Source organism: Streptomyces sp. JLSY215 (assembly GCF_059682825.1).
The window spans coordinates 5591939-5618724 of record NZ_CM185022.1; the positions used below are offsets into that span (position 1 = coordinate 5591939).

General features: G+C 71.0%; 23 protein-coding genes. 10 read left to right on the plus strand and 13 right to left on the minus strand.

Going from position 1 to position 26786, the window contains the following annotated elements; translation table 11 throughout:
• Nucleotides 1–484 precede the first annotated feature (484 nt).
• Nucleotides 485–1189 (minus strand): chaplin, encoded by a 705-nt coding sequence (locus AC5677_RS25135; RefSeq protein ID WP_497190188.1) that lies wholly within the window; start codon nucleotides 1187–1189, stop codon nucleotides 485–487.
• Between the two features lie 346 nt (nucleotides 1190–1535).
• The gene (locus AC5677_RS25140; RefSeq protein ID WP_497190189.1) at nucleotides 1536–1721 is read right to left on the minus strand and encodes a hypothetical protein; all 186 of its coding nucleotides are present in this window, start codon (nucleotides 1719–1721) and stop codon (nucleotides 1536–1538) included.
• Between the two features lie 709 nt (nucleotides 1722–2430).
• On the opposite strand from AC5677_RS25140, the gene AC5677_RS25145 reads away from it, so the two are divergent.
• Together AC5677_RS25145 and AC5677_RS25150 are read left to right on the plus strand one after the other, a co-directional pair.
• Nucleotides 2431–3348 carry a hypothetical protein gene (locus tag AC5677_RS25145; RefSeq protein ID WP_497190190.1) on the plus strand — a complete coding sequence of 306 codons (918 nt, stop codon included), beginning with the start codon at nucleotides 2431–2433 and terminating at the stop codon, nucleotides 3346–3348.
• 136 nt (nucleotides 3349–3484) lie between these two features.
• On the plus strand, nucleotides 3485–3763 hold the full coding sequence (locus AC5677_RS25150; RefSeq protein ID WP_497190191.1) for a hypothetical protein: 279 nt from the start codon (nucleotides 3485–3487) through the stop codon (nucleotides 3761–3763).
• Between the two features lie 212 nt (nucleotides 3764–3975).
• On the opposite strand, the gene AC5677_RS25155 is transcribed toward AC5677_RS25150, so the two are convergent.
• From AC5677_RS25155 to AC5677_RS25170, 4 genes are all read right to left on the minus strand, one after another.
• Nucleotides 3976–4290 carry a hypothetical protein gene (locus tag AC5677_RS25155; protein ID WP_497190192.1) on the minus strand — a complete coding sequence of 105 codons (315 nt, stop codon included), beginning with the start codon at nucleotides 4288–4290 and terminating at the stop codon, nucleotides 3976–3978.
• 171 nt (nucleotides 4291–4461) lie between these two features.
• On the minus strand, nucleotides 4462–5448 hold the full coding sequence (locus tag AC5677_RS25160; RefSeq protein ID WP_497190193.1) for an urea transporter: 987 nt from the start codon (nucleotides 5446–5448) through the stop codon (nucleotides 4462–4464).
• Nucleotides 5449–5539: 91 nt separating this feature from the next.
• Nucleotides 5540–6229 (minus strand): hypothetical protein, encoded by a 690-nt coding sequence (locus AC5677_RS25165; RefSeq protein WP_497190194.1) that lies wholly within the window; start codon nucleotides 6227–6229, stop codon nucleotides 5540–5542.
• Nucleotides 6226–8718 (minus strand): hypothetical protein, encoded by a 2493-nt coding sequence (locus tag AC5677_RS25170; protein WP_497190195.1) that lies wholly within the window; start codon nucleotides 8716–8718, stop codon nucleotides 6226–6228. The genes AC5677_RS25165 and AC5677_RS25170 overlap by 4 nt, the downstream gene beginning before the upstream one ends.
• A gap of 176 nt (nucleotides 8719–8894) precedes the next feature.
• Here AC5677_RS25170 and AC5677_RS25175 point away from each other — a divergent pair, with 176 nt between their 5' ends.
• Nucleotides 8895–10130 carry a GDSL-type esterase/lipase family protein gene (locus AC5677_RS25175; protein ID WP_497190196.1) on the plus strand — a complete coding sequence of 412 codons (1236 nt, stop codon included), beginning with the start codon at nucleotides 8895–8897 and terminating at the stop codon, nucleotides 10128–10130.
• A 441-nt stretch (nucleotides 10131–10571) separates the two neighbouring features.
• Here the strand turns inward: AC5677_RS25175 and AC5677_RS25180 are convergent, their stop codons facing one another.
• The 3 genes from AC5677_RS25180 to AC5677_RS25190 all read right to left on the minus strand — a co-directional run bounded on the left by AC5677_RS25180 (nucleotide 10572) and on the right by AC5677_RS25190 (nucleotide 11820).
• Complete coding sequence (locus tag AC5677_RS25180; protein ID WP_497190197.1) at nucleotides 10572–10925, minus strand: hypothetical protein; 354 nt, start codon at nucleotides 10923–10925, stop codon at nucleotides 10572–10574.
• Nucleotides 10926–11057: 132 nt separating this feature from the next.
• The gene (locus tag AC5677_RS25185; RefSeq protein ID WP_497190198.1) at nucleotides 11058–11333 is read right to left on the minus strand and encodes a hypothetical protein; all 276 of its coding nucleotides are present in this window, start codon (nucleotides 11331–11333) and stop codon (nucleotides 11058–11060) included.
• A 247-nt stretch (nucleotides 11334–11580) separates the two neighbouring features.
• Nucleotides 11581–11820 carry a hypothetical protein gene (locus AC5677_RS25190; protein WP_497190199.1) on the minus strand — a complete coding sequence of 80 codons (240 nt, stop codon included), beginning with the start codon at nucleotides 11818–11820 and terminating at the stop codon, nucleotides 11581–11583.
• 466 nt (nucleotides 11821–12286) lie between these two features.
• On the opposite strand from AC5677_RS25190, the gene AC5677_RS25195 reads away from it, so the two are divergent.
• Nucleotides 12287–13654: a hypothetical protein gene (locus AC5677_RS25195; RefSeq protein ID WP_497190200.1), complete on the plus strand. Its 1368-nt coding sequence runs from the start codon at nucleotides 12287–12289 to the stop codon at nucleotides 13652–13654.
• A 96-nt stretch (nucleotides 13655–13750) separates the two neighbouring features.
• Here AC5677_RS25195 and AC5677_RS25200 read toward each other — a convergent pair whose 3' ends face one another.
• A complete protein-coding gene (locus AC5677_RS25200) occupies nucleotides 13751–14473 on the minus strand; it encodes a PIG-L deacetylase family protein (protein ID WP_497196749.1) in 723 nt (240 codons plus the stop codon).
• Between the two features lie 443 nt (nucleotides 14474–14916).
• Between AC5677_RS25200 and AC5677_RS25205 the strand changes: the two genes are divergently transcribed.
• The 6 genes from AC5677_RS25205 (at nucleotide 14917) to AC5677_RS25230 (ending at nucleotide 22151) form a co-directional block, all read left to right on the plus strand.
• Nucleotides 14917–15669 carry a GntR family transcriptional regulator gene (locus tag AC5677_RS25205; protein WP_497190201.1) on the plus strand — a complete coding sequence of 251 codons (753 nt, stop codon included), beginning with the start codon at nucleotides 14917–14919 and terminating at the stop codon, nucleotides 15667–15669.
• Between the two features lie 285 nt (nucleotides 15670–15954).
• Entirely contained in the window at nucleotides 15955–17646 is a 1692-nt protein-coding gene (locus AC5677_RS25210) for an APC family permease (RefSeq protein ID WP_497190202.1), read from the plus strand.
• Nucleotides 17647–17857: 211 nt separating this feature from the next.
• Nucleotides 17858–18037, plus strand: coding sequence for an SPOR domain-containing protein (locus tag AC5677_RS25215; RefSeq protein WP_400063428.1), 180 nt, complete (start codon nucleotides 17858–17860; stop codon nucleotides 18035–18037).
• 51 nt (nucleotides 18038–18088) lie between these two features.
• Nucleotides 18089–18511 (plus strand): (deoxy)nucleoside triphosphate pyrophosphohydrolase, encoded by a 423-nt coding sequence (locus AC5677_RS25220; RefSeq protein WP_497190203.1) that lies wholly within the window; start codon nucleotides 18089–18091, stop codon nucleotides 18509–18511.
• A gap of 400 nt (nucleotides 18512–18911) precedes the next feature.
• On the plus strand, nucleotides 18912–19301 hold the full coding sequence (locus tag AC5677_RS25225) for an ATP-binding protein (protein WP_497190204.1): 390 nt from the start codon (nucleotides 18912–18914) through the stop codon (nucleotides 19299–19301).
• A gap of 171 nt (nucleotides 19302–19472) precedes the next feature.
• Nucleotides 19473–22151: a SpoIIE family protein phosphatase gene (locus AC5677_RS25230; RefSeq protein WP_497196750.1), complete on the plus strand. Its 2679-nt coding sequence runs from the start codon at nucleotides 19473–19475 to the stop codon at nucleotides 22149–22151.
• A 210-nt stretch (nucleotides 22152–22361) separates the two neighbouring features.
• Here the strand turns inward: AC5677_RS25230 and AC5677_RS25235 are convergent, their stop codons facing one another.
• The 3 genes from AC5677_RS25235 to AC5677_RS25245 all read right to left on the minus strand — a co-directional run bounded on the left by AC5677_RS25235 (nucleotide 22362) and on the right by AC5677_RS25245 (nucleotide 26742).
• Nucleotides 22362–23783: an amidohydrolase family protein gene (locus AC5677_RS25235; protein WP_497190205.1), complete on the minus strand. Its 1422-nt coding sequence runs from the start codon at nucleotides 23781–23783 to the stop codon at nucleotides 22362–22364.
• 149 nt (nucleotides 23784–23932) lie between these two features.
• Nucleotides 23933–24790 carry a succinate dehydrogenase/fumarate reductase iron-sulfur subunit gene (locus AC5677_RS25240; RefSeq protein ID WP_497190206.1) on the minus strand — a complete coding sequence of 286 codons (858 nt, stop codon included), beginning with the start codon at nucleotides 24788–24790 and terminating at the stop codon, nucleotides 23933–23935.
• Nucleotides 24787–26742: a fumarate reductase/succinate dehydrogenase flavoprotein subunit gene (locus tag AC5677_RS25245; RefSeq protein WP_497190207.1), complete on the minus strand. Its 1956-nt coding sequence runs from the start codon at nucleotides 26740–26742 to the stop codon at nucleotides 24787–24789. Before AC5677_RS25245 ends, AC5677_RS25240 begins: the two co-directional genes overlap by 4 nt.
• Nucleotides 26743–26786 lie beyond the last annotated feature (44 nt).

Here is a 26786-nt window from a genome sequence, read left to right on the forward strand (position 1 = left end):
GTCGGACCGCGGTGGAAGCCTCCGGCAGCCTCACGATGACACCTGGTGCGTTGCCCTCCAACGCCCCCGAAGCCAACGGCGGAGTGGCACTCGATGGGCCCCTCACTGTTCTCTCCCAGCGGGCAACGAGATTTCCCCCGGCCCGGTCACGGGAGCCCGGGCGCCGTCACCCATTTGCCCACTGTCGTAAATCATTTGGGGTGCCGACGGCCCCGTCTTTCCGTTCGGTCGACGAGGTCTATTTTGCTATGTGAGGTAAATCAGAACGGTTCTGAGGCTGTCTCAGTAAAAGTGCTCGGTGACTCCATCGCGCCGCAGGTCGCCAGCGTGCCGCGGCGGTGGGGGAGTTCGCGGTGGACCGCCTTGTGACGTCAGGGGGAGATGTGTGAGCAGGGGGCGCATGAGTGTGGGGCCCGGCGGCTACCGGGCCCCACACTCATGCATGGCGCAGTGTCAGCCTCAACCGGCTGTCGCTGTCCGCCTGTCAGTCACGGGCGGCCGCGCGGCGGCCCCGACGGTAGAGCAGGATGCCGCTGACCATCAGCCCGGCACTGGCCGCAGACGCCAGGCCGAGCTTTTCCGCGGCACCGGTCTTCGCCAGCTCGGGGCGAACGGGCGCCGCGACGTGGTGCTGGTGATGCGCGATGACGGGAGTGACGACCGGAGCCGACGGGTGGTGAACCGGAGCCGACGGCGGACGGTGCTGAGTCGACGGCCTGTCGTGGTGCTGCGGCGGCTTGTGGTGCATCTGCTGCTTGTGGTGGTGCCGGTGCCGCTCGATGTTGGCGCAGCGGTTGCCGAAGGCGCCGTTGAGAACCCCGAGTACGCCCACGGTGTTGCCGCACACGTTCACCGGCACATGCACCGGAAGCTGCACGAGGTTCCCGGACAGGACTCCCGGGGAGTGCGAGGCCACACCCTCGGCGTGGGCTCCGCCGCCGTGGCCGTGGTGCTTGTCGATGTTTGCGCACTTGTTGCGGAAGGCGGGGCTGAGCACCCCGACGACGTGGACCGCATTGCCGCAGACGTTGACCGGGATGTGGACGGGTGCCTGGACCGTGTTGCCGGACAGGACACCGGGAGAGCCGACGGCGGCCCCTCGGGCGCCACTGTCGGCGAGGGTCGTGCCCGCGCTCGCGAGCAGCAGGCCGCCGGCAGCAGCCGAAGCGGCGATCACCTTCTTGATCACGTTTCTCCTTCGTGGCAGTGCGGTCACGCATGCGGACCGCGCAAGACTCAACGAGACCGCAATGGGTAGGCCACGAATCCAGCATTTCGATCACTCTTTCAGCCTGGTGCATACACTCACTTGGCCGAGTGAAAGCATCAATTCCGATGGAGTGAAAAGGATTTGAGCGGTGATCGTTTCCAGGTCGCTTTGTTTCAGGCGCGATTGAGGGCGGAATGGAGGATGATCGGCGCCTTGCCGGTCCGGTTGCCGGAGACCCGTACGGTGATTCGGTGCGGCCCCGGGCAGACCCTCCGGCAGCCCTGAAGGCTGCCGGACGGCGTTGCCACCGGCCGCGATCGGATGGTCAGCGGGGGAGATCGAACAGCGGCAGCTGACCGACGTGCAGCGGGCCAAGGGTGGAGTTGGCCTTCAGGGGGATGCCGAGGACGCCGCCGACGGGGTCGGCGGCGGGACTGTCGGCGTGGGCCGGGACCGAGAGGGCCCCGGCAAGAGCGAGGGCTCCCAACAGGGTGGCAAATACACGGCGCATGGCGGCTCCTGCTTCATTCGGATCGTTGACGTGCTCGTGCTGCTTGCGCTGGCAACCCTTCCATCCACGCGAGACAAGGCTTCGGCGTCCACGCCAAGCGATCACCTGAACGGAAACAATTGCGTTACCGCACTTGCGAATCGGGCCGGATCGGATCGCCGCGCATCGTCCGTGCAGGGCGGGCCAATTGCCTGATTGATCGGTTCATATGGAAAGTTGGCCACCCGGTCGTCGATCGCCTCCGTCGCCCTCGTGCTGTCAACTCCCTTGACGTCCCCGGCTGCCGGTGAAGAGTGAACTCCCCGCCGCCGACATCCCGATAATCCGCACGGTGGCAAATGGGTGACGGCGTCCGGGCTCCCGTGACCGGACCAGGGGAAATCTCGTTGCCGCTGGGAGAGAACAGCGAATGGGCCCGTGGGCCGCCACCGGGAAATGCTCCTTTCCGGTGCCGGGGCGGCTCTTGGCGGCCAGGCCGGCAATGTTGTCCGACGCGAATCGGAGGAGGCGCGATGAGATCTGCCGTCGATTTCGGGGGCGTTGGGGGGCGGTCCGGTGGGTTTCGTCGTGGGCCTGCGGACGGCTTTCACCGTGGTTCGGAACGGGGTACGCGGGGCGTGAAACCCCGGGATTGCCACTGTTAGCGCGCGCAAGACTGCAATACGTAATTCAGATTTCCATGTACAGGTAATGAAGGGCCGAGGGTTCCATGCGCAAGCTTCACCAGGCCATGCTCGTCGTCGCGGCGGCCGGTGGTCTGTCCGCCATCGGCGCCGGCGTCAGCCACGCCGACTCTCCCGTCGGGTACAACGGTGCCGCCGCGCCCGCTGCTCCGCAGCAGGCCGCCCCGCAGCCGGTGGCCGCTCCGGCGCCTGCCCCGCAGCCGGTGGCCGCTCCGGCTCCCGCGCCGCAGCCGGTCGCCGCCCCGGCCCCGGCTCCGCAGCCGGTCGCCGCTCCGGCGCCTGCCCCGCAGCCGGTGGCCGCTCCGGCCCCGGCTCCGCAGCCGGTGGCCCCGCAGCAGGCTCCGGCTTACGCGCCGCAGCCGGTCGCCGCCCCGGCCCCCGCTCCGCAGCCCGTCGCCGCCCCGCAGCAGGTCGCCGCTCCGGCTCCGGCTCCGCAGCAGGTCGCCGCCCCGGCTCCCGCCCCGCAGCCCGTGGCCCCGCAGGCCGCCCCCGCTCCCGCGCCGCAGCCGCAGGCCGCGCCGCAGCCGCAGGCCGCGCCGCAGCAGCAGTCCGGCCCGCAGACCACGGCATGGGCCTCTTCGCAGGGCGCCGCGCAGGCCTCCGCCTCGCACGCCGATACGCAGCAGCAGGCCGCGCCGCAGCCGGCCCCTGTCCTGCAGCCCGCGGCCCCGCAGCAGCCGGTGTCCCAGGTCGTCCCCCAGGTGGCCCCGCAGGCGGCCCCGGAGGTCACCCCGCGGGTCGCCCCGGAGGTCGTCGTCCCGCAGGTCGTCTCGCCGCAGTCCGTTCCGCAGGTCGGCCCGCAGGTCAACCCCCAGGTGAACCCGCAGGTGAACCCGCTGGTCAACCCGATGGTCGCCCCGGGCGTCCCGCAGGTCTCCCCGGTGGGCCTCGGGCGGCTCGCGGCGGCTCCGGTGGGGCAGCTCGAACTGCCCCGGCTTTCCTGAGTTCACGGACGGTCCGCCCGGCCCCCGCAGGTCGTCCCGTGGGAGCCCCGCGGCTTCCGGCGTCCCCAGTCGGCCTCTCGCCACTGCAAGAACCCGATCGGCTGCAGAACGCATCCGCTCAATCAACGGAGAACACATGCGCAAGCTTCAGAAGGTCGCCCTCCTGGGCGCCGTCCTCGGCAGCGTCGGCACCCTCGGGGCCGGTACCGCCTACGCCCACGGCGAGGCGGGCGCCCACGACGTCGGCGTTTCGCAGGGCACGTCGTGCCGGACGCACGACATGAACATCGACGTCCTCGGGGACCTCGGCGCCCTCAACGGCCTGGCGGGCAACCTGCTCAACGGCGAGGGCTCCCCGGGTGCGCAGCCCACCCGCATGGGCTCGAGCCTGGGGTGCAACAACGGGGCCCACTGAGCCCCGGGCATCGCACGGCAAACGAACGGGCCCCGGCGCCCTGGCCACACGGCCGGCGCCGGGGCCCGTTCGGCCACCGCCGTTCTCGCGTCCGGACGCCGTCGAGCGTCGTGAATCCGGAAGCTGTCGAGGTCGTGAATCCGGGCGCTGCCGAACGGCATGAAAGGGCCCCGGCGTCAGGCACGTGGCCAGGACGCCGGGGCCCGTTTCCCTTACTTGCCGCCGTGGTCGCCGCCGCCGACGCTGGTGTTGCAGCCCATGCTCGAGCCGATCGGCGTCGACTGCGCACCCGCGGCGCCCTCGCCGTTGAGCGCGTTGCCCAGCACGCCGTTGAGGACGCCGACCTCACCGAGGACGTCAACGTTCAGGTCGTGCGACCGGCAGGAGTTGCCCTGCTTGACGTTCCACGTGTCGCCGCCGTGCCCGCCGCCGTACTTGCCGCCTTCGGCGGAAGCGGAGCCGGCGCCCAGCAGGCCGATGCTGCCGAGGGCGGCCACCACAACGGCAGCCTTGTGAAGCTTGCGCATGTCATCTCCGGTAGATTGAGCGGATGCGATCTGTGACCGATCGACTTCGTTCAGTTACAGGAGGTTAATAGGAAATTCCGGGCGATCGGTCAGCGACGCGCAGAGCGGCATGACTGTCGCGCGCGGGCGCCGGTCCCGCCGGTGTTCCGTGATCGCCACGCACCGCCCCGGTCAGGCCGTGCGCCGCAGCCGGGGGAAGGACGCGGTCGCGGCGAGGAACAGCCAGGCGGTGATGATGAAGGGCCAGCTGAGGGTGCGTCCGCCGAACGGCGCGAAGTAGGAGTTCAGGGCGGCCGTCAGCACCGTCGTGACACCCACGGCCACCAGCGTGTAGAGCGCCGCCGCCGCCGTCCTGGCCAGGAAGAGGGTGCCCAGGGCGATGGCCACGAGGACCGCGTTGTAGCCGTAGACGCCGGTGGCGAGCGCGGCCGGCGGGACGCCCAGCGCCCAGGACAGCAGCACCGCGACGGCGCTCCCCAGGGCGGCGGCCAGCCCGTGCCGGACACCACCGACGAACAGCCCCACCAGCATGATCGCGCCGACGTACCAGTGCGCCGAGAGGCCGACCTGGGAGATGTTGGCGAAGAACCCGTGCCACAGATCGGTCCAGGTGTACTTGACGCCGGGGACGGCGGCGATCGGCAGTGCCGCGGCGCTGCCGCCGGGCCACACCCGGGTGAAGGCCGGGGCCGCCGCCAGCGCCACCCCGACCACCACACAGAACGGCGAGGTCAGCACCGGCAGCCGCCAGGGCGCCAGGATGGCGGTCAGCGCCGAGTACGCCAGTACGCAGACGACGGCGCCGCCGATGGTCAGTGCGTACGTCGAGGGGTGCGGACCCAGAAAGATGTACAGGGCGATACCGGTCAGGCAGCCGCTGAAGCCCTGGGTGCCCAGGTCGATGGTGCGCCGGTCGACCCCCATGGCGTAGGCGGCCGCGGTGGAGACCGCGGCGCCCAGCAGCCCGAAGACGCCCGCCTGCCAGTTGCCCACGAAGAGCGCCAGCATGAACAGGACGCCGGTCCAGACATTCGTCAGCAGGCTGAACTGGCCGAAGCTGCGGACCAACTGCGCCGCGAGGCGGACCGGGCCGGAGCGCCCCGGGGCCTCTTCGGGGACGTCGGCCGCGGCCGGCTTCCATGTATCGGGAGTGAGCACAGTGCCTCCTAGGCGGTCCGGGTGCGCTGCTGTCCGCTACGGAAGGGGGGACCCACAGCGCACGGACCGCGGCGCACCACCGCGTCCGGCCCTACGGCAGGACGCCTTGCGGCAGGACATGTGTCGAGGGCAGGGCGTGTGTCGGCAGCGGGGTGTGAGGGGCGCGCGGGGCACGCCGCGCCGACGAGGCGTCAGAACCGGGTGCCGTCGGCGAACGGTCGGGGGCGGGCGCCGTCATGGCGTCCGGGGCGATCTGCCACTGCCCGCCGTCCTCGCGGAGGGCGAGGACGTGTCCGCTGCCGGTGTGTCCGCCCGGCCCCGAGAACCAGCGGGCGTCGCTCGGGTCCCACCAGCGGTTCCCGATCCGGATCACCTCGTGGTGCACCGAGGTCCGCCCGATCCACGCATCGCAGGACCGGGCCTCGTTCCACACGGCCCGCCAGTGCGCGGGGGCCATCGGCGGGGTCGCCACGGCGGCGCGGGCGCGCGAGTGCGGTACGGACTTCAGGGTGAGCAGCGCCGCCGCCACATCGGCGTGTACCCCGCAGTCGCCGACGAGCTCACCGTGGTCCACCAGGTCGCACCAGTACGCCGGCCACTGCACGGGCCCCCACCGGAAGAGCCCGGGGACGGCGGCGAGCGCGGTTCCCGTGTCCCCGAAGTGCATGAGCTGGGCGAATACGCTGTGTCTGACGGTCCGGCAGCACGCCTTCGCGTGACTGCCCACCTTGGACAGGTCGATCCGGTCGAACCGCTTCAGGTCTGTGTTCAGGCCGCTCATGGCGCTCCCAATTCCCGCGGCGCGGTCCCGCGCCCGAACTCGTAGGCCATCGAGGTGTCGTAGCCGCCGCACATACCGAAGGCGAGGTGGTCGCCCTCCCGGACATCGGTCAGGTCCAGCCGGACCGAGAGCACGTCGTGCTCCATGCAGGACCTGCCGAGAATCCAGCTTCCGCCCGGCCGCAGCGGCACCCAGCGGGAGCCGTCGAAACGCGCCACGGGGTGCGGATGGAAGGGGGCCTCGGGCATATCGCCTTCGGCCGCGTCGACGATGATGTCGTAGCCGCGGTGGGAGGCCCGGCGCGCCAGGACCTGCGTCACGACCGCGGCCGACGGCTGGGTGAGGAGCTTGCCCGGCTCCATCACCCACAGGGGATCCCCCTCGCGTGCGGCGGCGGGGCCGTGCGCGCGCACGTACTCCAGCGAGTCGCGCAGATACGACAGGTCGTCGACATGCCATCCGCCGCCGATGTCCACCACGGCCGGCGGGCCGCCCAGCTGGTCCGCCAGCGGATCGGCCGCGCCGAGCGCCGCCACGCATTCGCGCTGCCAGCGCGCCGCGCCCAGGATGCTCTGCGCGAAGTGGAAGTGCATCCCCCACCCGGCCCCGAGCCGCTCGGCGAGCGTGCGGAGCAGCCGGGCCGCCTCCGTCATGGTGTCGCGCTCGTGCAACGGGACGCCGAAGCGGCTGACGAGCCCGGCGGGCGCGACGCGGACGCCGACGACCTCGGCCTCCAGCTGGAAGCCGTCGTCCAGCAGGGTGTGGAGTCGGCTCAACTCCGCCAGGGAGTCGGCGAAGAAGGCGAAGCAGCGGACGCGGTCGGTGGCGGGCCACCACTTCGCGGGCCCGTTGAGGATCGCTCGTTCCGCCGCCATGCCGTGACGCTCGGCCGCATCGAGCTCGGCCAGGCTGATCGCCTCGGCCGCCATGCCGAGCCGCGCGGCCTCCCGCAGCACGGCGGGCTGCGGGCAGGTCTTGATGCTGTGCGCGAGCAGCAGCCGGTCGACGCCCTCGAGCTCCCGTCGCAGGGCCTCCACCTGCTTGGTGAAAAGGGGAAGGAGCAGATGTCTGCGCGGAGTGTCCGCGTTCCCGGGAGGATCGAGGAGTTCCTCGAAGCCGCTGGTGTGCGCGGCCGGCCCGGTCGAGTGCCCGGCGGTCTCCGTCATCCGGCCGACCGTTTCCGTCATATGTGCGGCCGTCTCCGTCACATGGGCCTCCGTGACGGAGACGGCCGAGAGCGCGGCGGATGCCGGGCGGCTCACGACCGGCCCCTCGTCCGCCTCGGCGTCCTCGGACGGGACCAGGCGCCGCTGGCCCAGCGACGGCATCCCGGAATGCCGCTTGTCACCCGGATGGGAGATGCCGCCCGCGACCCAGGCGATGGGGGTGATGCCCAGGTCCGGGTGCACCGGGATCTCCTCCACCACCCGGGTGAAGCCCGGCGTGAGGCGTCGCCCGGGGTCGGCGACCCGTCCCATGACCAGCGCGGCCGGCAGGTTGGCGCCGCACACCGAAGCGCCGTGGATCCAGGCGGGCAGCCGCGGGTTGATCTCCATCAGCGTGAGGTCGCCGCTCCAGCTGCGCAGCAGCTCCAGCTCACCGCCGCCGGTCCACCGTGCGTCGGCGATCAGATCCGCCAGACGGTCGTGCATCGGCCCGTCCAGCTCGGCGACCTCGCCGGCCCAGGTCTTGCCCTCGGTCGTGACCATCGCCTTCGTGATGAACACCGCGTCGAGCAGCCGGCCGTCCAGGGCGCAGAACGCGATGCTGCACTCCTGGCCGGCCACATGCGCCTCCAGGTGCCAGTTGCCGCCCCAGGTCCGCTGGACGACATCGCCCAGGGCCAGCGCGGCCCCGGCGGTGTAGGCCCGGTACGCGTCGTAGTGCTGGCCCTTGACCCACACCCCGTACGGGGACCGGCGGATGAACCGGTCGACGGCCTCCCAGCTGGTGTCGGTCTCGTACGTCGCGAAGGACATGCCGAGCCGTTCCGCCGCCTCGACCGGAGGCTTGCCCACCAGCTCCAGTGCGCTCTTCGAGGGCCCCAGAATCCGGTCATGGGACCCGAGCTCCCGCGCCAGCAGCCGGACCTCCAGATCCAGACAGGGGATCAGGACCGCGTCCTCGGGCTCCAGAAGGCGGTCCACCTGCTCGATCCACGTGGCCAGGTGCGCCTCACGCCACGCGGGGAGACAGACCAGATCGTCAAGCAGGTCCGAGTGCAGTCCCGAACTCTCCCGCGAATAGTCCAGGCCGACGATCCGCAGATCGGGCCGGGCGAGACGCAACGAGCGGGCCACGCTCAACCCTGGTGACGGGTTCGGGCCGCTGTGCATCCCGCTGACGAAGACCGTGCCGATCGCCCTCGCGGAACCGGAGGCGCCCACGGCGTTCTCCGGGCGGGCCGCGGCCCCCTGTGGTGCCTCAGGTCCGTTGACGTCCCTGCTTGCGCCCACGGGCTCGCGTCCGATGCGTGCTTGAAGCGTCATGCCGACAACATCACCAGAGCTTCTCCCCACGCGCACCCGGTGGCATCCGGCAGGGTGAGCTGCCGCGACGGCCCCCGGAGCCCGCCTTCGTCCGGTCGGCCGGACGCGTCCCCGCCGGGGCCCCGCGAACCGACACCGGAAATCGATGCCCGGATCGGACATGACAGGCTGAATGCATGAACCGTCGTCCCGACCACGACCCCGACCACGCCGCCGTCCCCGCTGCCACGCCTCCCGGGGCGACGGACCGGATCACCACACCCATCACCGCGGACCTCCTGCGCGGCGCACTCGACCTGGAGCGCACCGAGCACGGTGTGCTGCCGCACCGGCTGCCGGCCCGCGCCCGCGCACAGTGCGCCGACGGGCAACTGGCCATGGCGGAGGCCCAGCCCTCCGGCGTACGGCTGGCGTTCCGCACCCGGGCCACCGCCATCGAGCTGGACACGCTCCGCACCAAGATGGCCTACGAGGGCGCCCCGCCCCGCCCGGACGGCGTGTACGACCTGCTCGTCGACGGCCGCCTGGCCGACCGGGCCGGCGTGACCGGCGGCAACGTCCTGATGATGGACATGGCCACCGGCTCCGCCGAAAAGCGGCCCGGCCCGGTCGGCACCGTACGGTTCACCGGTCTGCCCGACCGGGCGAAGGACATCGAGATCTGGCTGCCGCACAACGAGATCACCGAGCTGGTGGCGCTGCGCACGGACGCCCCCGTGGAGGCCGCGGCGGAGAGCGGCCGCCGGGTGTGGCTGCATCACGGCAGTTCGATCAGCCATGGCTCGAACGCCGAAAGTCCCACGACGACCTGGCCGGCGCTGGCCGCCGCCCGCGGCGGCGTCGAGCTGATCAACCTCGGCCTGGGCGGCAGCGCCCTGCTCGACGGATTCACCGCGCGCGCCATGCGCGACACCCCCGCCGACCTGATCAGCGTCAAGATCGGCATCAACCTGGTCAACGCCGACCTGATGCGGCTACGCGCCTTCACCCCGGCCGTGCACAGCTTCCTCGACATCCTCCGCGAGGGACACCCCACCGCGCCGCTGCTGGTCGTCTCGCCCCTGCACTGCCCCATCCACGAGGACGTCCCCGGCCCCAGCGCCCCGGACTTCGCCAGCCTCAGCGCGGGGAAGCTGCAGTTCCGGGCCGCGGGGGACCCGGCGGAGCGCGCCGCCGGAAAGCTGACGCTCAACGTCATCCGTACGGAACTCGCCCGCATCGTGCGGCAGCGGGCGGCCGACGACCCCCACCTCCACCACCTCGACGGCCGCGAGCTCTACGGCGAGGCGGACTTCGCCGACCTGCCGCTGCCCGATCAGCTCCACCCGGACGCCGCCACCCACCGCCGCATCGGCGAACGCTTCGCCGAACTGGCCTTCGGCACCGGCCCCTTCGCCGACCAGCGCGCCTGAGGCCGAAGGGGCCGCGGGGGCCGCGAGGGCATGGGAGCGTGGGGTCGAGCGGGCGCCGCCGACGCGCCCGCAGAAGCCCGAGACGACGTAATACGCATCAATAGTGCAATCATGAGTATTCCGCCGTCGTTCACTTCACTCCGGGGGTTCCATGCGCACCGACGCCGTCGCCGAAGGCTTCGCGGGCCACGGAATCGCCGTGCCGCGACGCCCTGGTGACGGACCGTCAGCCATCGCGACGGCAACGGCAACGGCGGGCCCGTGAGACCCCCGCGCCCCGCTCGCGCGCGCTCCCGAACGGTGGACGGCCGGGACGGGATCAACCCGGCCCGGCCGTTCGGCGTCGGAGAGCGCGTTCGCCGCGCCGTGGCAACTCTTCCTGCCCGGCGCGCGGAAGGGGCAGGCGGCCGCCGGTGCGGTCCGCCGGGCGTGCGCCGCGTATCACTGCTTCTGCGGCTCGGTCATCAATCCGGGCGGTACGAAGTCCTGGGTCGCGGGCGTCGTGTTGGAGCAGTTCACGGCGGGCCCGATCTGCATGGTCCCCTTGTTCAGCAGGCCCTCCGCGGGCAGCGACAGCGGCTTCGTCGCCAGGCAGTCCTGTGCCTGGTGGAGGATGAATCTGCCGTCCTCGCTGAGGTAGCCGTCGTTGCGTTGCATGCAGGTGACGTTGCCCTGGAGGTCGCGGGCGCAGGTGCCTGCGGATCCTCCGGCGTACGCCAGAGAGGCGCCGGCGCAGGTCACGGCGAGGCCGCCCAGCAGCCCTGAGACGGCTGCGATCTTCTTCCGACTGAACATGTGCGGTGTGTTCCTTTGTGATCGGTGCCAGGGCGTCGTGCACCGTGAACGGGTCCGCGCCCAGGGCTCTGAGAGAACGAAAAACGGGCTCCGGCGCCCGGCCGGTGGCCGGGACGCCGGAGCCCCTTTCCCTTACTTGCTGAAGGCGCTGTTGTTGCAGCCCATGCTCGAGCCGATCGGGGTGGACTGCGCACCCGCGGCGCCCTCGCCGTTGAGCGCGTTGCCCAGTACGCCGTTGAGGACTCCGACCTCGCCGAGGACGTCGACGTTCAGGTCGTGCGAGCGGCACGAGCTGCCCTGGCCGATGCCGAACTGACCGCCGCCGCCGGCGTAGGCGGTGCCCGCACCGAGGAAGCCGATGCTGCCGAGGGCGACTGCGACGACGGCAGCCTTGTGAAGCTTGCGCATTTCATCTCCGGTAGATTGAGCGGATTCGATCTGTGACCGATCGACTTCGTACAGTTACGGCAAGTTAATACGAAATACCCGCAACCACTTGGCGACGCGCCGGAATTGATGACCACTGCGAGCGGGGAATGGCCCGGAAGATGCCCCGTGCTCGCGGCCGTTCCGCCGTGCCACGCGCGAACGGGCCCTTCGGGGATGATCCCGAAGGGCCCGCGGCGAACGGCGCGTGCGGCTGCCCTCGCCGGTCCTAGCGGTGGAAGGCGTGGTTGAACTGCCCGCAGGTGGTGTCCAGGGTCTCCGCGAAGCCGAGCACGCTGACCGGGAAGTCCGTCGCGGCCACCGTCTGCGGACTGCACTCCTGGTACGGACGGAAGAGGTCTTTCTTCGCGTGTCCGCCGTCGGCGAAGGCGGTGCCTGCGCCGACACCGATGGCTGACAGACCGCCGGCTGCTGCGGCGGCGATGACGACCTGCTGAAGCTTGCGCATGGAACCCTCGGTCCTTCATTGCCTGTACATAGAGGCCTGATTGCCTACTGTGACCATACGCACACTAGCAGTAGTGCTCGTGGGGGTTCCACACCCGTTTGCGTCTCGTGTCCGTCGACATCGGAAACGCCCCCGTAGGCACTGTCTTGAGCGCCTTGGACGGGATGTGTGGTACCTCCGCCGGTGTCCCGGTGGCGACTTCCCTGCCGCGCCGCCCGCCGGGTTTGCCCGGCCGTGCGTGCGGACAAGAAATCCCCGGACGTCCTCCCCCTTTCGGGAGCCCCGCCGGAATTCTTTTCCGGGCCCCGTCCGGAATCCCTTCCGAACGCATCTCCGGAACATTTCAAATGGCCCGACGATCAGTAATTCACGGTTGAAATCCGGATGCGTAAAAGGAAGGATCTGGTCGCGAGGAAATCGCTTGGCCGCGTCGGGCCATGCTTGTGCGGGTGAAGGGGAACGTGATTTGTCCAGGTCGCGTATGGCGGTCGTTGGTGGTGCGGTGCTCGCGGCCGGGCTGGTGATCGGTGGCTGTAGTTCGGACGGTGCCGACGGCGGCGGGGGCGGAAAGGGTGGCGCCGGGACGGATTCCAAGGCCGCCCAGGGGGCGTTGCTGAACCAGGTGCCGATGGCCAAGGTCAGCGACCTGACCGGGGCCATGGGGATGTGGTCGACGAAGAAGAATTTCGTCAAGGCGGATCTGAAAAAGATTGCGGGGTATCCGCTGGACGGCGGAAAGGCCCGGTGGACGGTTCCGCTCGGTGGCGAGATCTGCTGGTCGTCGCCGCGGCCCACCGAGGACGGGCTGATCGCCGTCGTGTTCAAGAACGACAAGGACGACCCCGCGGTCTGCACCGAAATAGGCCTGGTCGATCTGGACAAGGGCACGATGCGCTGGCACAAGCAGGCCGTCGAAGACGGCAGCGCGCAGATGTTTGACGAGGTCGCCATCGGCGGCGGCACCGTCGCCGCGGGCGGCACCAGCGGTTCGGCGGCCTGGACGGTCGACGGCAAGCCGCTGTGGAAGCCCGACGGCGGCAAGAAGTGCCAGGACGACGGGTATGCGGGCGGCGGCGACAAGCTGATCGCGGTGCGGGACTGCGGCAGCGACCCCAAGCATCCCCAGCTGGACGTGCAGACGGTGGACCCCAGGACGCGGGCGGTGAAGTCGAGTTACGCGCTGCCGGCCGGCACCGAGAACGCCCATGTGGTGTCCGTCGATCCGCTGGTCGTCGGGATCGACAACGGGAAGGCGCAGGGCGGCATGTCCGTCACGCAGTTCCTGGCGATCGACGACAGCGCGGCACGGGGCAAGCTGCGCAGCACGGTCGACACATCGGGCGGGAAGTACGGCAAGTACGAGATCGACTGCCCGGCCACCAACGTCGACGGGTGCAGCCAGATCGCGGTGAGCAAGACGGCCGACGCGCTGTATCTGGGGACGCAGGACCCGCTCGATGCGGGCTCCGAGGCCGAGAACGACGTCGTGGTGTTCAACCTGAAGACGGGCAAGCAGGCCGGCAAGATCGCGGGGGTCGAGGAGGGCCGGCTGCTGCCGATCGGACTCGACGACGACGGCCAGGTGATTGCCTATCAGGAGGCCGACGGCATCTCGGAGAACGCCGGCGCGGTCTGGCGGATCGACCCCACCTCGTACAAGAAGACCAAGGTCCTGCAGAACCCGTCCGCCAATGCCAGGACCGAGGCGCTGTTCACCTCCGACCGTGAACTCGGCTACGCCGACGGCCGGCTCTTCGTGGGGGCTGCCGCGGTCAGCACGCCCGGCACCGGGGAGAAGCAGCCCCTGGCCATGGTCTTCGGGCCGAAGAAGTAACCCTCCGGGCGCCCTTGGCGCCCCCGCCGAGCGGGCCGTGCCTCTCCTCCGGGGCACGGCCCTCGGCGTTCCCGTCACGCATGTGCCGGGAACCCCCTAGCGGGGGAAGAGCTGGAAGAGGGCCGCCGGGCGGCCCCGGTAGCGGTCGCCGCCCGCCCGGACCATCTGCTCGATGAAGGTGCGGGCGTAGGCGGCCGGGTCCTGGTCGGGGCCGCCCAGGCCCTTGATGTAGGTCTCGTGGGCGGCCAGTGAGGCGATGGCCCGCTCGAGGCCGGGGCCCACCTCCGCGGCATGTGTGGGGTAGGGGGAGCCCGCGACGGCCACCCAGCGGACGCCTGTCCAGGGGGCGAGCCCCTGGGCGCTCTTGAGCTCGGGAAAGATCCAGCGGTTGCCGGCGTCGCCCGCCGCGTCCAGGACGGCACGGCCGACGACCCGGTGGTCGGGGGTGTTCCACTGGACGCCGCCCCAGGTGTCGTGGTGGTTGAGGGTGATCAGCAGCTCGGGGCGGTGGCGGCGGATGGCCGCGGACAGATCGCGGCGCAGTGCCGTACCGGCCTCGATGACGCCGTCGCGGTGCCCGTCGAGGAATTGGACGGTGTGGACGCCGACGCGGGCGGCCCCGGCCCGCTGCTCGGCCTCCCGGATCGCGGCGCACTCGCCCGGCGCGAGCCCGTCGATACCGGCCTCGCCACGGGTGACCAGGACATAGGTGATCTCGCGTCCGGCGGCGGTCCATTCGGCGATGGCGGCCGCGGCTCCGTACTCCAGGTCGTCGGGGTGGGCGACGATGGCGAGCGCGCGCTGCCATTTGCCGGGCATGGGGGAGAGGCGGAGCTCGTCATCCGTACGGGAGGGGGGCGACGCCGGCGAGGGCGGCGAGCCGGGCTCGACGGGCATGGGCCTCCTTTTGTTCTCTTTGTTTCTTTGTTCCGGTTCGTTCGACTGATTGGTTTCTTCCGGTTCATCTTGTTCTTCCGGTTTATTCCGTTCGATCGTGTCACGCGGTGGGGACGGGCGCCGGGTGCGGCAAGAGGCGTGTGGGTGTGTGGAGGTGGGGGCGTATCGAGGCGCGCAGGGGGTGCGGGGGAGGAGTGGAGCGCGGGGGGTGTGGGGTGGCGTGGCCCGATTTCCCGGCCGTCCGGCGGTTTGTGGCCCTGCTGAGCTGGGGCTCATCGCCTCACGTCAAGCTTTGGCCCAAGGTTGCGGTCATGAACGCGCGGTTGCCACGCTGTTGCTGACTGTCAAGCTGTTGGGAGGGGCACGTGCCTTTCGGTGAGCAGCCCGCGTACCTCCGTGTCGCAGGCGACCTGCGCCAGAAGATCGTCGACGGATTGCTGCCGCCGCATACCCGCCTCCCCTCCCAGGCCCGGATCCGCGAGGAATACGGCGTCTCGGACACCGTCGCCCTGGAGGCGCGCAAGGTCCTGATGGCCGAGGGGCTGGTCGAGGGCCGTTCGGGGTCGGGCACCTATGTGCGCGAACAGCCCGTACCGCGCCGTATCGCCCGCGCCGGCTACCGGTCGGGCGTCTGCTCCACCCCGTTCCGCCAGGAGCAGACCGACGAGCGGGTGAAGGGGACCTGGGAGTCCAGCAGCCGCCAGGAGGAGGCCGGTGCGGTGGTCGCGGCGCGGCTGCGCATCCCGGCCGGCGCCAGGGTGATGCGCACGCGCTATCTCTTCCGGGCGGAGGGGGAGCCCGCGATGCTCTCCACCTCCTGGGAGCCGCTGGAGGTGACGGGGCGGACGCCCGTGATGCTGCCGGAGGAGGGCCCGCTGGCCGGGCGCGGCGTGGTCGAGCGGATGGCGGCGATCGACGTGGTGGTGGACAACGTCGTGGAGGAGGTCGGGGCGCGGCCGGGGCTGGCGGAGGAGGCGATGGCGCTGGGCGGGGTGCCGGGCCATGCCGTGCTGGTCATCTCGCGGACGTACTTCGCGGGGGGCCGCCCGGTGGAGACGGCCGATGTCGTCACGCTCGCGGACCGCCACCGGGTCTCCTACCACCTGCCGGTCAAGTAGCCGACGGGTCCGCCGCGGACGGCGGGCCCGCCTCCCGGCTGCCGCGGTGCGGCCGCGACGGATCCCGCACGTCACCCAACGGATCCCGTACGGTCCGCAATTCGTCACCTGCGTGTCCCATTTGGCCCACTTTCTCCGCTAATGGGGTCCGTATATCGGTGTGGGAAAGGTCACAGCACGTCAACTGAGCGGGTCTTTTCCCGCCGTTCGGGAACCCGATCTTCGGATTCGCTCTTACGATGGCGAAGTTTGTGCACGGACCGGGGAAGACCAGGAGACCAGCACGTGAGCACGACGAAATCGCAGGATGCGGAGCAGGGGTCGCATTCGAATTACCGCCGGTCCCTCGGGACCATCGCCCTGACCGCCACTGGTCTCGGGTCCATCATCGGTTCCGGCTGGCTCTTCGGGGCCGAGCGGGCCGCCGCCATCGCCGGACCGGCCGCGATCGTGGCCTGGATCATCGGGGCGCTGGTGGCCCTGACGATCGCGCTCACCTATTCCGAGCTCGGCGCGATGTTCCCGAAGGCCGGCGGCATGGTCCGCTACGGCCAGTACTCCCACGGCTCGCTCGCCGGATACCTCGCGGCCTGGGCGAACTGGATCGCCATCGTCTCGGTCATCCCGGGTGAGGCGACCGCCTCCGTCCAGTACATGAGCTCGTGGAACTTCGGCTGGGCGCACGCCCTGTACGACGGCAAGGAGCTGACCGGCACCGGCGTCGGGCTCGCCAGCATCCTGCTGATCTTCTACTTCTTCATGAACTGGTTCGCGATCTCGCTGTTCGCCAAGACCAACACCGCGATCACGGTGTTCAAGGTCGTGGTGCCGGTGCTGACCGCGAGCGCGCTGATGGCCGCGCACTTCGACACGGGCAACATCGCCCACCACGGCGGCTTCACCCCCAACGGCTGGAGCTCGGTCTTCACCGCCGTCGCCGTCTCCGGCATCGTCTGGGCCTACAACGGCTTCCAGTCCCCGCTGAACCTCGCCGGTGAGGCCCGCAACCCGGGCAAGTCGCTCCCCAAGGCCGTCATCTCCTCGATCATCATCGCGCTGGTCATCTACGTCGCCCTCCAGGTGGCGTTCCTGATGGCGGTGCCCGGCGACAAGCTGGGCGCCGGCGGCGGCTGGGCCGGGCTCAACTTCAACTCCCCGCTCGCCGACCTCGCCGTCGCCTGGGGCCTGAACTGGCTGGCGCTGCTGCTCTACGCCGACGCGTTCGTCTCCCCGTCCGGTACGGGCATGATCTATGCGGCCACCACCTCGCGCATGATCCACGGCGTGCAGGAGAACGGCCATCTGCCCGGCGTCTTCGGCCGCGTCGACAAGAAGACCGGCGTGCCGCGCCCGGCGCTGCTGCTCAACCTCGTGATCGCCTTCCTCTTCCTCGCGGTCTTCCGCGGCTGGGGCTCGCTCGCCGAGATCGTCTCGATCGCCACGGTCATCTCGTACATCACCGGCCCGGTCGCCGTGATGTCGCTGCGCCGCATCTCGCCGGACCTCGCGCGCCCGGTCAAGCTGCGCGCGATGCCGGTCATCGCGCCGGTCGCGATGGTCTTCGGCTCGCTGGTGCTCTACTGGGGCCGCTGGCCGCTGACCGGCAAGGTCATCCTGATCATGGCCGTCGGTCTGCCGGTGTGGGCCTGGTACGAGATCGGCAAGCCGCTCACCCAGGGCCGCAAGCCGTGGGCCGCGCTGGCCCCGCACCTCAAGGCCGGCGCCTGGATGGTGGCGTACCTGCTGATCATGGCCGCCGTGTCGTACGCGGGCGGCAAGGAGTTCGGCGGCAAGGGCTACATCCCGGAGGGCGTCGACCTCGCCCTGGTCGTCGCGCTGGGCCTGGCCTTCTACTACTGGGGCGTGCGCAGCGCCTGGCGCAACCCGTCGCTGGTGCAGGCCGAGGCGGAGCTGGAGGCCGCCGAGGCGGACGAGGCGGCCCAGGAGTCCGCGGACAAGGCCCCCGTGGGCGCCTGAGTCCCCGTACTCCCACCGTTTCTCACCGGCCACTCGCGGGCCGCTCCCGGTTCCCGGGGGCCCGCGGGTGGCCGGTTCGGTATCTCTTTGTGCAAATTCGTATGCGGTGCGTGAAGGTCGGGCGTACGCTCGGGCATATGCGGATTGCGATTTCGGCATCAGCACAGGAGGGGCGCATGACGGCGCACTACACGGCGGACGGAGGGTCGCAATGACCGACACTGGGGCCGTACTGCCCTGGCTCGTCATCCGCCAGGACGAAGGGGGCAACCGCTATCGCGTCGGTCGTTATGCCACCCGGGCGGAGGCGGAGCGGGTGGCCGACCGGCTGGACACCAGGGGCCACCAGCAGCTTTACGTGGTGGAGAGGGTGGGCCGGGCCATGACCTGAGGGGCGGCCGAGGGGGAGCGGGACGACGGCGGGGGACGTAGGCTGCGGCGCATGACGACCGTGCGCGTAGTGGTGGGTGCAGCGGTGTGCGACCGCGGACGGCTGCTGGCCGCCCGGCGCAGTGCGCCGCCCGCCCTGGCAGGCCGCTGGGAGCTGCCCGGCGGCAAGGTGGAGGACGGCGAGACACCCCAGCAGGCCCTGGTCCGCGAGCTGCGCGAGGAGCTCGGTGTCGAGGCGGCGGCCCTGGAGCGGATCCCGGGCGAATGGGTACTGCGACCCGGCTTCGTGCTGCAGGTGTGGACGGCCCGGCTGCTGTCCGGCGAGCCGCGCCCGCTCCAGGATCACGACGAGCTGCGCTGGCTGCGGCCGTCGGAGGAGCAGCAGGTCGACTGGCTCGACCAGGACCGCCCGGCCGTCGCCGAGGCGATGCGCCGGCTGTCGGCGACCCCTGTACGGCAGCGGACCGCGTCGTAGGCGTCGCCGTCCTCGTAGGCGTCACCATCGCCGTGGCCGCCGCACCACGGGCCACGCCGCGCTGCGCCACGTCGTCACCGAGCGCGCTGCCCTGGTCAGCGTGCGCGCCCGCAAACAAGGCGCACAGCCGCAGCGGCGTGCGTGCGACGGGCGGAGCGCGCGGCGATGCCCACCCGGTCCGCCTGCCGCGCCAAGATGCGCCATTTGTGCCACAGTGCACGGTTGAAGGCGATACTCGGGCCCTGATACCGGGTATGTCGTGATTAACCCCGGCAGAGCAGGCGAATGACGCAGGTGACTCTGCGCGGGGACCCCATCGGGCTGGGAAGTGATCGGCGTGAGCGACAGCGCAGCGGCAGGGGTCCCCGAGTCAGCCTCCCCGAACGTCCGCAGGCGCGGTATGGCATCCGGTTCACCCACCGCCGAATGGAGCTTCCCGGCCGACCCCGGCGCGGTGCGCACCGCCCGCTCCAAGGTCCGTCAGACGCTCGCTGACTGGGGCCTGGACGGCGCCGTCGACGTGGCCGTCCTGCTCGTCAGCGAACTCGTCACCAACTCCCTGCGCCATGCCACCGGCCCCATCGGCGTCCGGATGGTGCTGCTCAGCGGCGGCGCGCTCCTCGTCGAGGTCTCCGACCCCCTCCCCGACCCCCCGCAGGAACGCACCGCCACCCCCGACGACGAGGGCGGTCGCGGATTGCAGCTGGTGGCGTGCAGTTCGCGGCGCTGGGGCACTCGGAAGGGAAAGAGTGGCAAGACAGTGTGGTTCGAGCTGTCCGTGGCTGGTTAGGAGACATGTGGAGTCCTGATCGTTGCCATTTCATCGACATTTTGTAGATGGGCTGCGATCGAGACTGTGCTGTGATCGTGAAGACCGTGTTCCGGATAGCCGAGGTGCTGGATACTCAGGCTGGTCCGGTCCGGGCACGATGAGCTGGAGGGGACGGGGCTCGTGAGCGAGATGTCACGTGGCGGGGCGGAATCCGCGCAGACCGAGGGCCAGGGCGGTGTGGACGGCCCGGGGGACCCGGGCAGACACCGGCATGCGCACGGTCCGCACGCCCTGCCCGTCTGGCAGAGCAGCCAACCCGGCTCGATCTACGACTACATCCGCGTCGCCTCCTTCTCGCTGGGGCCCGACGGATGCATCGACCAGTGGAGCGAGCGCGCCGCCGAGATGCTCGGCATCCCGGCCCGTTACGCCGTGGGCAAGGACCCCGTGGAGGCGTTCGTCCCCCGCGAGCTGCACGCCACCGGCCGCCGCAAGGTGTCCGAGATCCTCGACGGCCGCGAGTGGACCGGCCTGGTCCCCTACCGCAGGGAGCCGGGCGGCGACACCGACGGGCTCGCCGAGATCTATGTGATGCCGTCCCGGACGGAGAGCGGCGAACGCGCCGCGGTCTGTCTGGTCGTCGATGTCCGGGCACTGCGCGGCATCGAGACCGACCTCGCCGCCTCGCAGGCCGTTTTCGGTCAATCTCCCATGGGCTTCACCCTGTTCGGCACGGACCTGAAGCTGCTGCGGGTCAACGAACGCTTCGCCACGGTCTTCGGCGGCCCGGCCGGCAAGTACCGCGGCTGTACCCCGCACGACTTCCTGCCGCGCCCCGAGGCCGAGCGGATGACCGTCGCGCTGCGCCGCGTCCTGGACACCGGCGAGCCGGTCACCGAGATGCAGCTGGTCGGCTCGGTGCCGGGCGAGGAGGACCGCCGCCGCTGGTCGGTCTCGCTCTACCGGCTGCACGGCGCCAGCGGCCGCCCCATCGGCGTCGCCGCCCTCGCCGCCGACGTCACCGGCCGCCGCCGCGCCGAACGGGAGGCCGCCAACGCCCGCCGCAACCTCGCGCTCCTGAACGAAGCGGGCGCCCGGATAGGCAATTCGCTCGACCTGGAGACCACCGCCCGCACCCTCCTGGACGTCGCCGTCCCGCAGTTCTGCGATCTGGCGTCGGTGGACCTCTACCAGGGCCTGCTGGCCGGCGACGAGGCCCCGCCGGGGATGAGCGACGGCAGCGCGGAGCTGCGCCGGGTGGCCTTCGCCAGCGCCGTCTCCGACGCCCCGCTGGCCACGTCCACCTGCTGCGTCCCCGAGAACGCCGCCGGCCCGGTGGCGGTCGGCGCCGTCCACCGCTACCCGTTCAACTCGCCCTGCGCGGGCGCCCTGCGCACCGGCCAGGCGCAGATCATCCCCGGCCGGGAGGGCGACGAACGCCAGGAGCTCGGCGCGGTGGTGCACTCCACGCTCGCCGTTCCGATGGTCGCCCGGGACACCGTCGTCGGGCTGGTGCAGTTCTCCCGCACCAAGGGCAGCGAACCGTTCGGCGAACGCGATACGGCCCTCGCCGTCGAGCTGGCCGCGCGCGCCGCGGTCTGCATCGACAACGCCCGCCTCTACCGCCGCGAGCACGAACGCGCCCTGATCCTCCAGCGCAGCCTGCTCCCACCGGGCGACCCGGAGGCGGCCGGCCTCGACATCGCCTGCCGCTATCTGCCCGGCACCACCGCCACCGAGGTCGGCGGCGACTGGTTCGACGTCATCGAACTCCCCGGCCACCGCACCGCGCTGGTCGTCGGCGATGTGATGGGCCGCGGCCTGCGCGCTGCCGTCGCGATGGGTGAACTCCGCACCGCCGTACGGACGCTGGCGCTGCTGGACCTGGAGCCCGCCGAGGTGCTGTCCGCACTGGACGAGATCGCCCGCGGGCTCGGCGGCGGCAGCGGCGAAGGCCGCGCCGGCGCACGCGCACCGCGCAGCCTGACCGGCGCGGCCGCGAAGGTGCCCGAGCACCGCGCCCTGGCCCACACCGCCGATCTCTCCGAGGTCTACCTCGCCACCTGCGTCTACGCCGTCTACGACCCGGTCACCCGGCGCTGCACGTTCGCCAACGCCGGGCATCTGCCGCCGGTGCTGGTCGAGGAGGGCGAGGATGCGCTGCTGCTCGACGTGCCGCCCGGGATGCCGCTGGGCGTCGGCGGTGAGCCCTTCGAGGAGATCGAGGTCGATCTGCCGGACGGTGCGCTGCTCGCGCTCTACACCGACGGCCTGGTGGAGTCCCGCGACCATCCCCTGGAGGAGGGGCTGCGGGCCTTCCGGCAGGCCCTCTCGGACGCCGACCGCCCGCTGGAGGACGTCTGCGACCACGTCCTGAGCGCCCTGGACACCTCGCACGGCGAGGACGACATCGCGCTGCTGATGGCCCGGGTGCACGGCCTGCCCAAGGACGCGGTGGGCGACTGGAGCCTGGCGCCGGAGGCCCGTTCGGTGGCCCGCGCCCGTGAGCTGGCCCGCGACCAGCTGACGGACTGGGGCCTGCAAGAGCTGGTCGACACGACGGAGCTGCTGGTCAGCGAGCTGGTGACCAATGCGCTACGGCACGGCCACGGCGAGATCCGGCTGCGGCTGCTGCTGGACCGCACCCTGGTGTGCGAGGTGTGGGACGCCGACCTCGCCCAGCCGCGCCGCCGCCGCGCCCGGGACACCGACGAGGGCGGCCGCGGCCTCCAGCTGGTCGGCCTGCTCAGCGCCGGCTGGGGCAGCCGCCGCACCCCGCGCGGCAAAACCGTCTGGTTCGAACTCGCCCTGCCCGACGGCGAGTCGACGACGACGGACCCGACGGAGGCCCTGCTGAGCCTGTTCTGAGGCCTCTGCCGAGCCCATCCACCGGCCTCTGGCGAGCCCGTCCGCCGGCCTCGCCGAGCCTGTCCACAGGCCCTGCCGTGACGAGTGGCCCCCGCCTACCCTTGGGTACAGGGGGCCCACCCATCCCCTAGGGGGAGACCCGTACGGGATGGCCTGTACAAGGCGCCTGCACCAGGCGCCCGTACGGCCTCCCCCACGCCATGCCACACCTCAGGCCTCCCGCACGTGATCCGCGGCCAGCTCCGCCTCCCGTACGGCCTTCTCGGTGTCGACGTGCACCAGCTCGCCGTGCGCCTTGCGCAGATAGCCGTCGACGAAGACGTAACTCACGTTCGGCGGCTGGCCGTTGAGCACGATCTGGCTGGTCCAGTCGAAGCGCGGGGCGAAGTTGAGCGTGCCGGGGTCCAGGACGAGGACATCGGCGCGCTTGCCGGGGGTCAGCGAGCCGACCCGGTCGGCCATCCCGATGCACTCCGCGCCGCCCAGCGTCGCCATCCGCAGCACCGCCGGGATCGTCGGATGGATCCCGGCGTCCTCGTGGCGGGCCCGCTGCAGCCCGACGGCCGCCTTCATCACGTTGAACATGTCGGAGGTGTCATTGGTCCCGCCGTCGTGGCCTAGCCCGGCCCGGACGCCGTGCCGGTGCATCGCCGGCAGCGGGATGATGCCGGACGCCAGTCGCATATTGCTGAGCGGGCAGTGCGCGACGCGGACGTCCCGTTCGCCGGTCAGCGCGATCTCCTCGTCGGTGAGGTGGATCGCGTGGTTCATCAGCAGGTCCGGACCGAAGGCGCCGATCTCGCGCAGCGAGCGGATCGGGTCGTCCTTGCGGTCGTCGCGGTGTTCGAGGACATGGGAGTTGAGCATCACGCCGAGGTCCCGGGCCACCTCGTGGAACTGCCGCAGTTCCTTGAGCGCGGACATCCCCGCATGCACCGACACCTGGGCGGAGGCCAGCGGCAGCGGGTCGAGGAAGTCCTTCTTGATCTTCGGGATGAGGGGGATGTCGGCCGCGCCCTGCGTCGAGGCGTAGACGAACCGCAGCCCCGCGTCGTCCAGTGCGCGGATATAGCGCTCGCTGGTGTCGTACGGGATCGGATGGACCCAGTCGACGAGGGTGGTGACGCCCGCCTGGAGGGCGTCGAGGGCGGCCAGGTGGACGAAGCGGTACATGTCCTGGGCGTCGATCTTGGGCAGGGTGGCGCGGTTGCAGTCGGCCAGCCAGCCGTAGAGGTCCTGCGTCGAGCAGCCGCCGCGGATGCTGGACTGCCACAGGTGGTTGTGCAGGTCGACGAAGCCGGGGAGGACGATCTGCCCGCTCGCGTCCACCACCCGGGCGCCGCGCGGCACCTGGAGCTCCTTGCCGACGGCGGCGATCCTGCCGTCCTCCATCAGGACGTCGGTGCCGCCTTCGAGCGTGCCCAGCGTGCCCTTGCCCACCTCGGGATCCATGGTGAGCACCAGGTCCGCGCCGTGCAGGACGGTCGTCCGCCGCTCGCCGCTTATCTCCTCCGGGGTCCCTGGTCTCCGCGGCCGCTCCCGGTATGTCGTGGGCATACCGGCGGCGGCCGCCAGGGGGACGCTGCCGATACCTGCCAGAACCCTGCGCCGGCTCGTTTTCGGAAAGTTCATTCCGTTCTTATATCGCGGTGGCGAGCCGGCGCCGTGAGATGCCTTCCAGCCAAGTGACGTGTCGTCAGAAACTCATGAGGAATGATGACTTAGGGGTGTTCGCGGCCGCCCGGTGCGGGGCTTTCGCGCACTCATCGCATGGTTGCCGGTCATTCGCCACGCCGCCGGATCTTGTTCCCGAGCCACACCAGCGGGTCGTACTTACGGTCCGCCGCGCGCTCCTTGAGCGGAATGAGCGCGTTGTCGGTGATCTTGATGTTTTCCGGGCAGACCTCCGTGCAGCACTTGGTGATGTTGCAGTAGCCCAGGCCGTGCTCGTCCTGCGCGGTGCGCTTGCGGTCCAGCCCGGACTCCGAGGCGGCGTCCAGCGGATGCATGTCCAGCTCGGCGATCCGCATCAGGAAGCGCGGGCCGGCGAAGGCGGACTTGTTCTCTTCGTGGTCACGCACCACATGGCAGGTGTCCTGGCACAGGAAGCACTCGATGCACTTGCGGAACTCCTGCGAGCGGTTCACGTCCTCCTGCTGCATGCGGTACTCGCCGGGCCCCAGATCCGGCGGCGGGACGAACGCGGGGACCTCGCGTGCCTTGGCGTAGTTGAACGAGACGTCGGTGACCAGGTCGCGGATGACCGGGAAGGCCCGCATCGGGGTGACCGTGATCGTCTCCGTACGGTCGAACACCGACATCCGCGTCATGCACAGCAGCCGCGGCCGGCCATTGATCTCCGCGCTGCACGAACCGCATTTGCCCGCCTTGCAGTTCCAGCGCACCGCGAGATCGGAGACCTGGGTCGCCTGCAGGCGGTGGATGATGTCCAGCACCACCTCGCCCTCGTGCACCTCGACCCGGAAGTCCTCCAGGGCGCCGCCGTCCGTGTCGCCCCGCCACACCCGGAAGTGCGCCTGGTACGCGCCGGACTGCCCGTTGGACGGCCGGCCGTCGGGCCCCGGCCCGTTCGCCTGCTGAACTTCCGTCCGCTGCCCGTTCGTCTGCTGCGCGCTCACCGGCTCAGCTCCTCGTCCGTCAGATACTTCACCAGCTCCTCCTTCTCGAAGAGTTCGAGGAGATCGGGGCGGATCGGCGGGGTCTCGCGGCGGGACAGCCGGATCTGGCCCAGCCCCGGGTCCGTCTCCGCCCCGGCGCTCCGGTAATCGGCCAGCTCACAGACCAGATTGATGTTGCGCCAGCTGCGGACCATCACCGGATGGTCGTCGCGCGTGTGCCCGCCGCGGCTCTCCTCGCGCTCCAGCGCGGCCCGCGCCACACACTCGCTGACCAGCAGCATGTTCCGCAGATCGATCGCGAGATGCCAGCCGGGGTTGTACTGCCGGTGCCCCTCCACCCCGGCCCGCCGGGCCCGCGCCCGCAGGCCCGCCAGCCGCTGCAGCGCCTCGGCCATCTCGCCCTCCCGGCGGATGATGCCGACCAGGTCGTTCATCGACTGCTGGAGCTCCTGGTGCAGGGTGTACGGATTCTCGGCCGGGGCGGTGCCCGGCGCCGCACCGCTCCCGGTGTCCCGCTCTTCGTCCTCGGCGCTGAACGGGCGCAGCGCCTCCGCCTCGGCCGCGTCGATCCCGAGCTCATCGGGGACCGGCCGCCCGATGACGGACGCGGCGTACTCGGCGGCGTGCAGCCCGGCCCGGCGGCCGAAGACCAGCAGGTCGGACAGCGAATTGCCGCCCAGCCGGTTGGAGCCGTGCATCCCGCCGGCCACCTCACCGGCCGCGAACAGACCGGGCACGCCGGTGGCCGCCGCGGTGTCCGGGTCCACCTCCACCCCGCCCATCACGTAGTGACAGGTCGGTCCGACCTCCATCGGCTCGGCCGTGATGTCCACATCCGCCAGCTCCTTGAACTGGTGGTGCATGGACGGCAGCCGCCGTTTGATCACCTCGGCCGGCATCCGGGTGGAGACGTCCAGGAAGACCCCGCCGTGCGGGGAGCCGCGGCCCGCCTTGACCTCGGCGTTGATGGCGCGGGCGACCTCGTCGCGGGGCAGCAGCTCGGGCGGGCGGCGGTTGTTGTCGGGGTCCTCGTACCAGCGGTCGCCCTCTTCCTCGGACTGGGCGTACTTCTCCTTGAAGACGTCCGGGATGTAGTCGAACATGAAGCGCTTGCCGTCGCTGTTGCGCAGCACCCCGCCGTCGCCGCGGACGGATTCGGTGACGAGGATCCCCTTCACCGACGGCGGCCAGACCATCCCGGTCGGATGGAACTGCACGAACTCCATGTTGATCAGCGGCGCCCCGGCCAGCAGCGCCAGCGCATGCCCGTCGCCCGTGTACTCCCAGGAGTTCGAGGTCACCTTGAAGGACTTGCCGATCCCGCCGGTGGCCAGCACCACGGCGGGGGCCTCCAGGACGAAGAAGCGGCCGGACTCGCGCTCGTAGCAGAAGGTGCCCGCGACGCGTTCGCCCTCCTTGAGGACGCGGGTGACCGTGCATTCCTGGAAGACCTTCAGCCGGGCGTCGTAGGAGCCGAACTCCCGCTCGTCCTCCTGCTGCAGCGAGACGATCTTCTGCTGGAGGGTGCGGATCAGCTCCAGGCCCGTACGGTCCCCGACGTGCGCGAGCCGCGGGTATTCATGGCCGCCGAAGTTGCGCTGCGAGATCCGGCCGTCGGCGGTGCGGTCGAAGAGCGCGCCCCAGGTCTCCAGCTCCCACACCCGGTCGGGGGCCTCCCGGGCGTGCAGCTCGGCCATCCGCCAGTGGTTGAGGAACTTCCCGCCGCGCATGGTGTCGCGGAAGTGCACCTGCCAGTTGTCGTGCTCGTTGGCGTTGCCCATGCTGGCGGCGATGCCGCCCTCGGCCATCACCGTATGGGCCTTGCCGAAGAGGGACTTGCAGATCACGGCCGTCCGCATCCCCGCCTCGCGGGCCTCGATCGCGGCGCGCAGCCCGGCGCCGCCTGCGCCCACCACGACCACGTCCCATGCCTGCCGGTCCACATGCGCCATCAGCGGGCACACCTTTCCTTCGATGAATTCCTGCGGTGAATGGG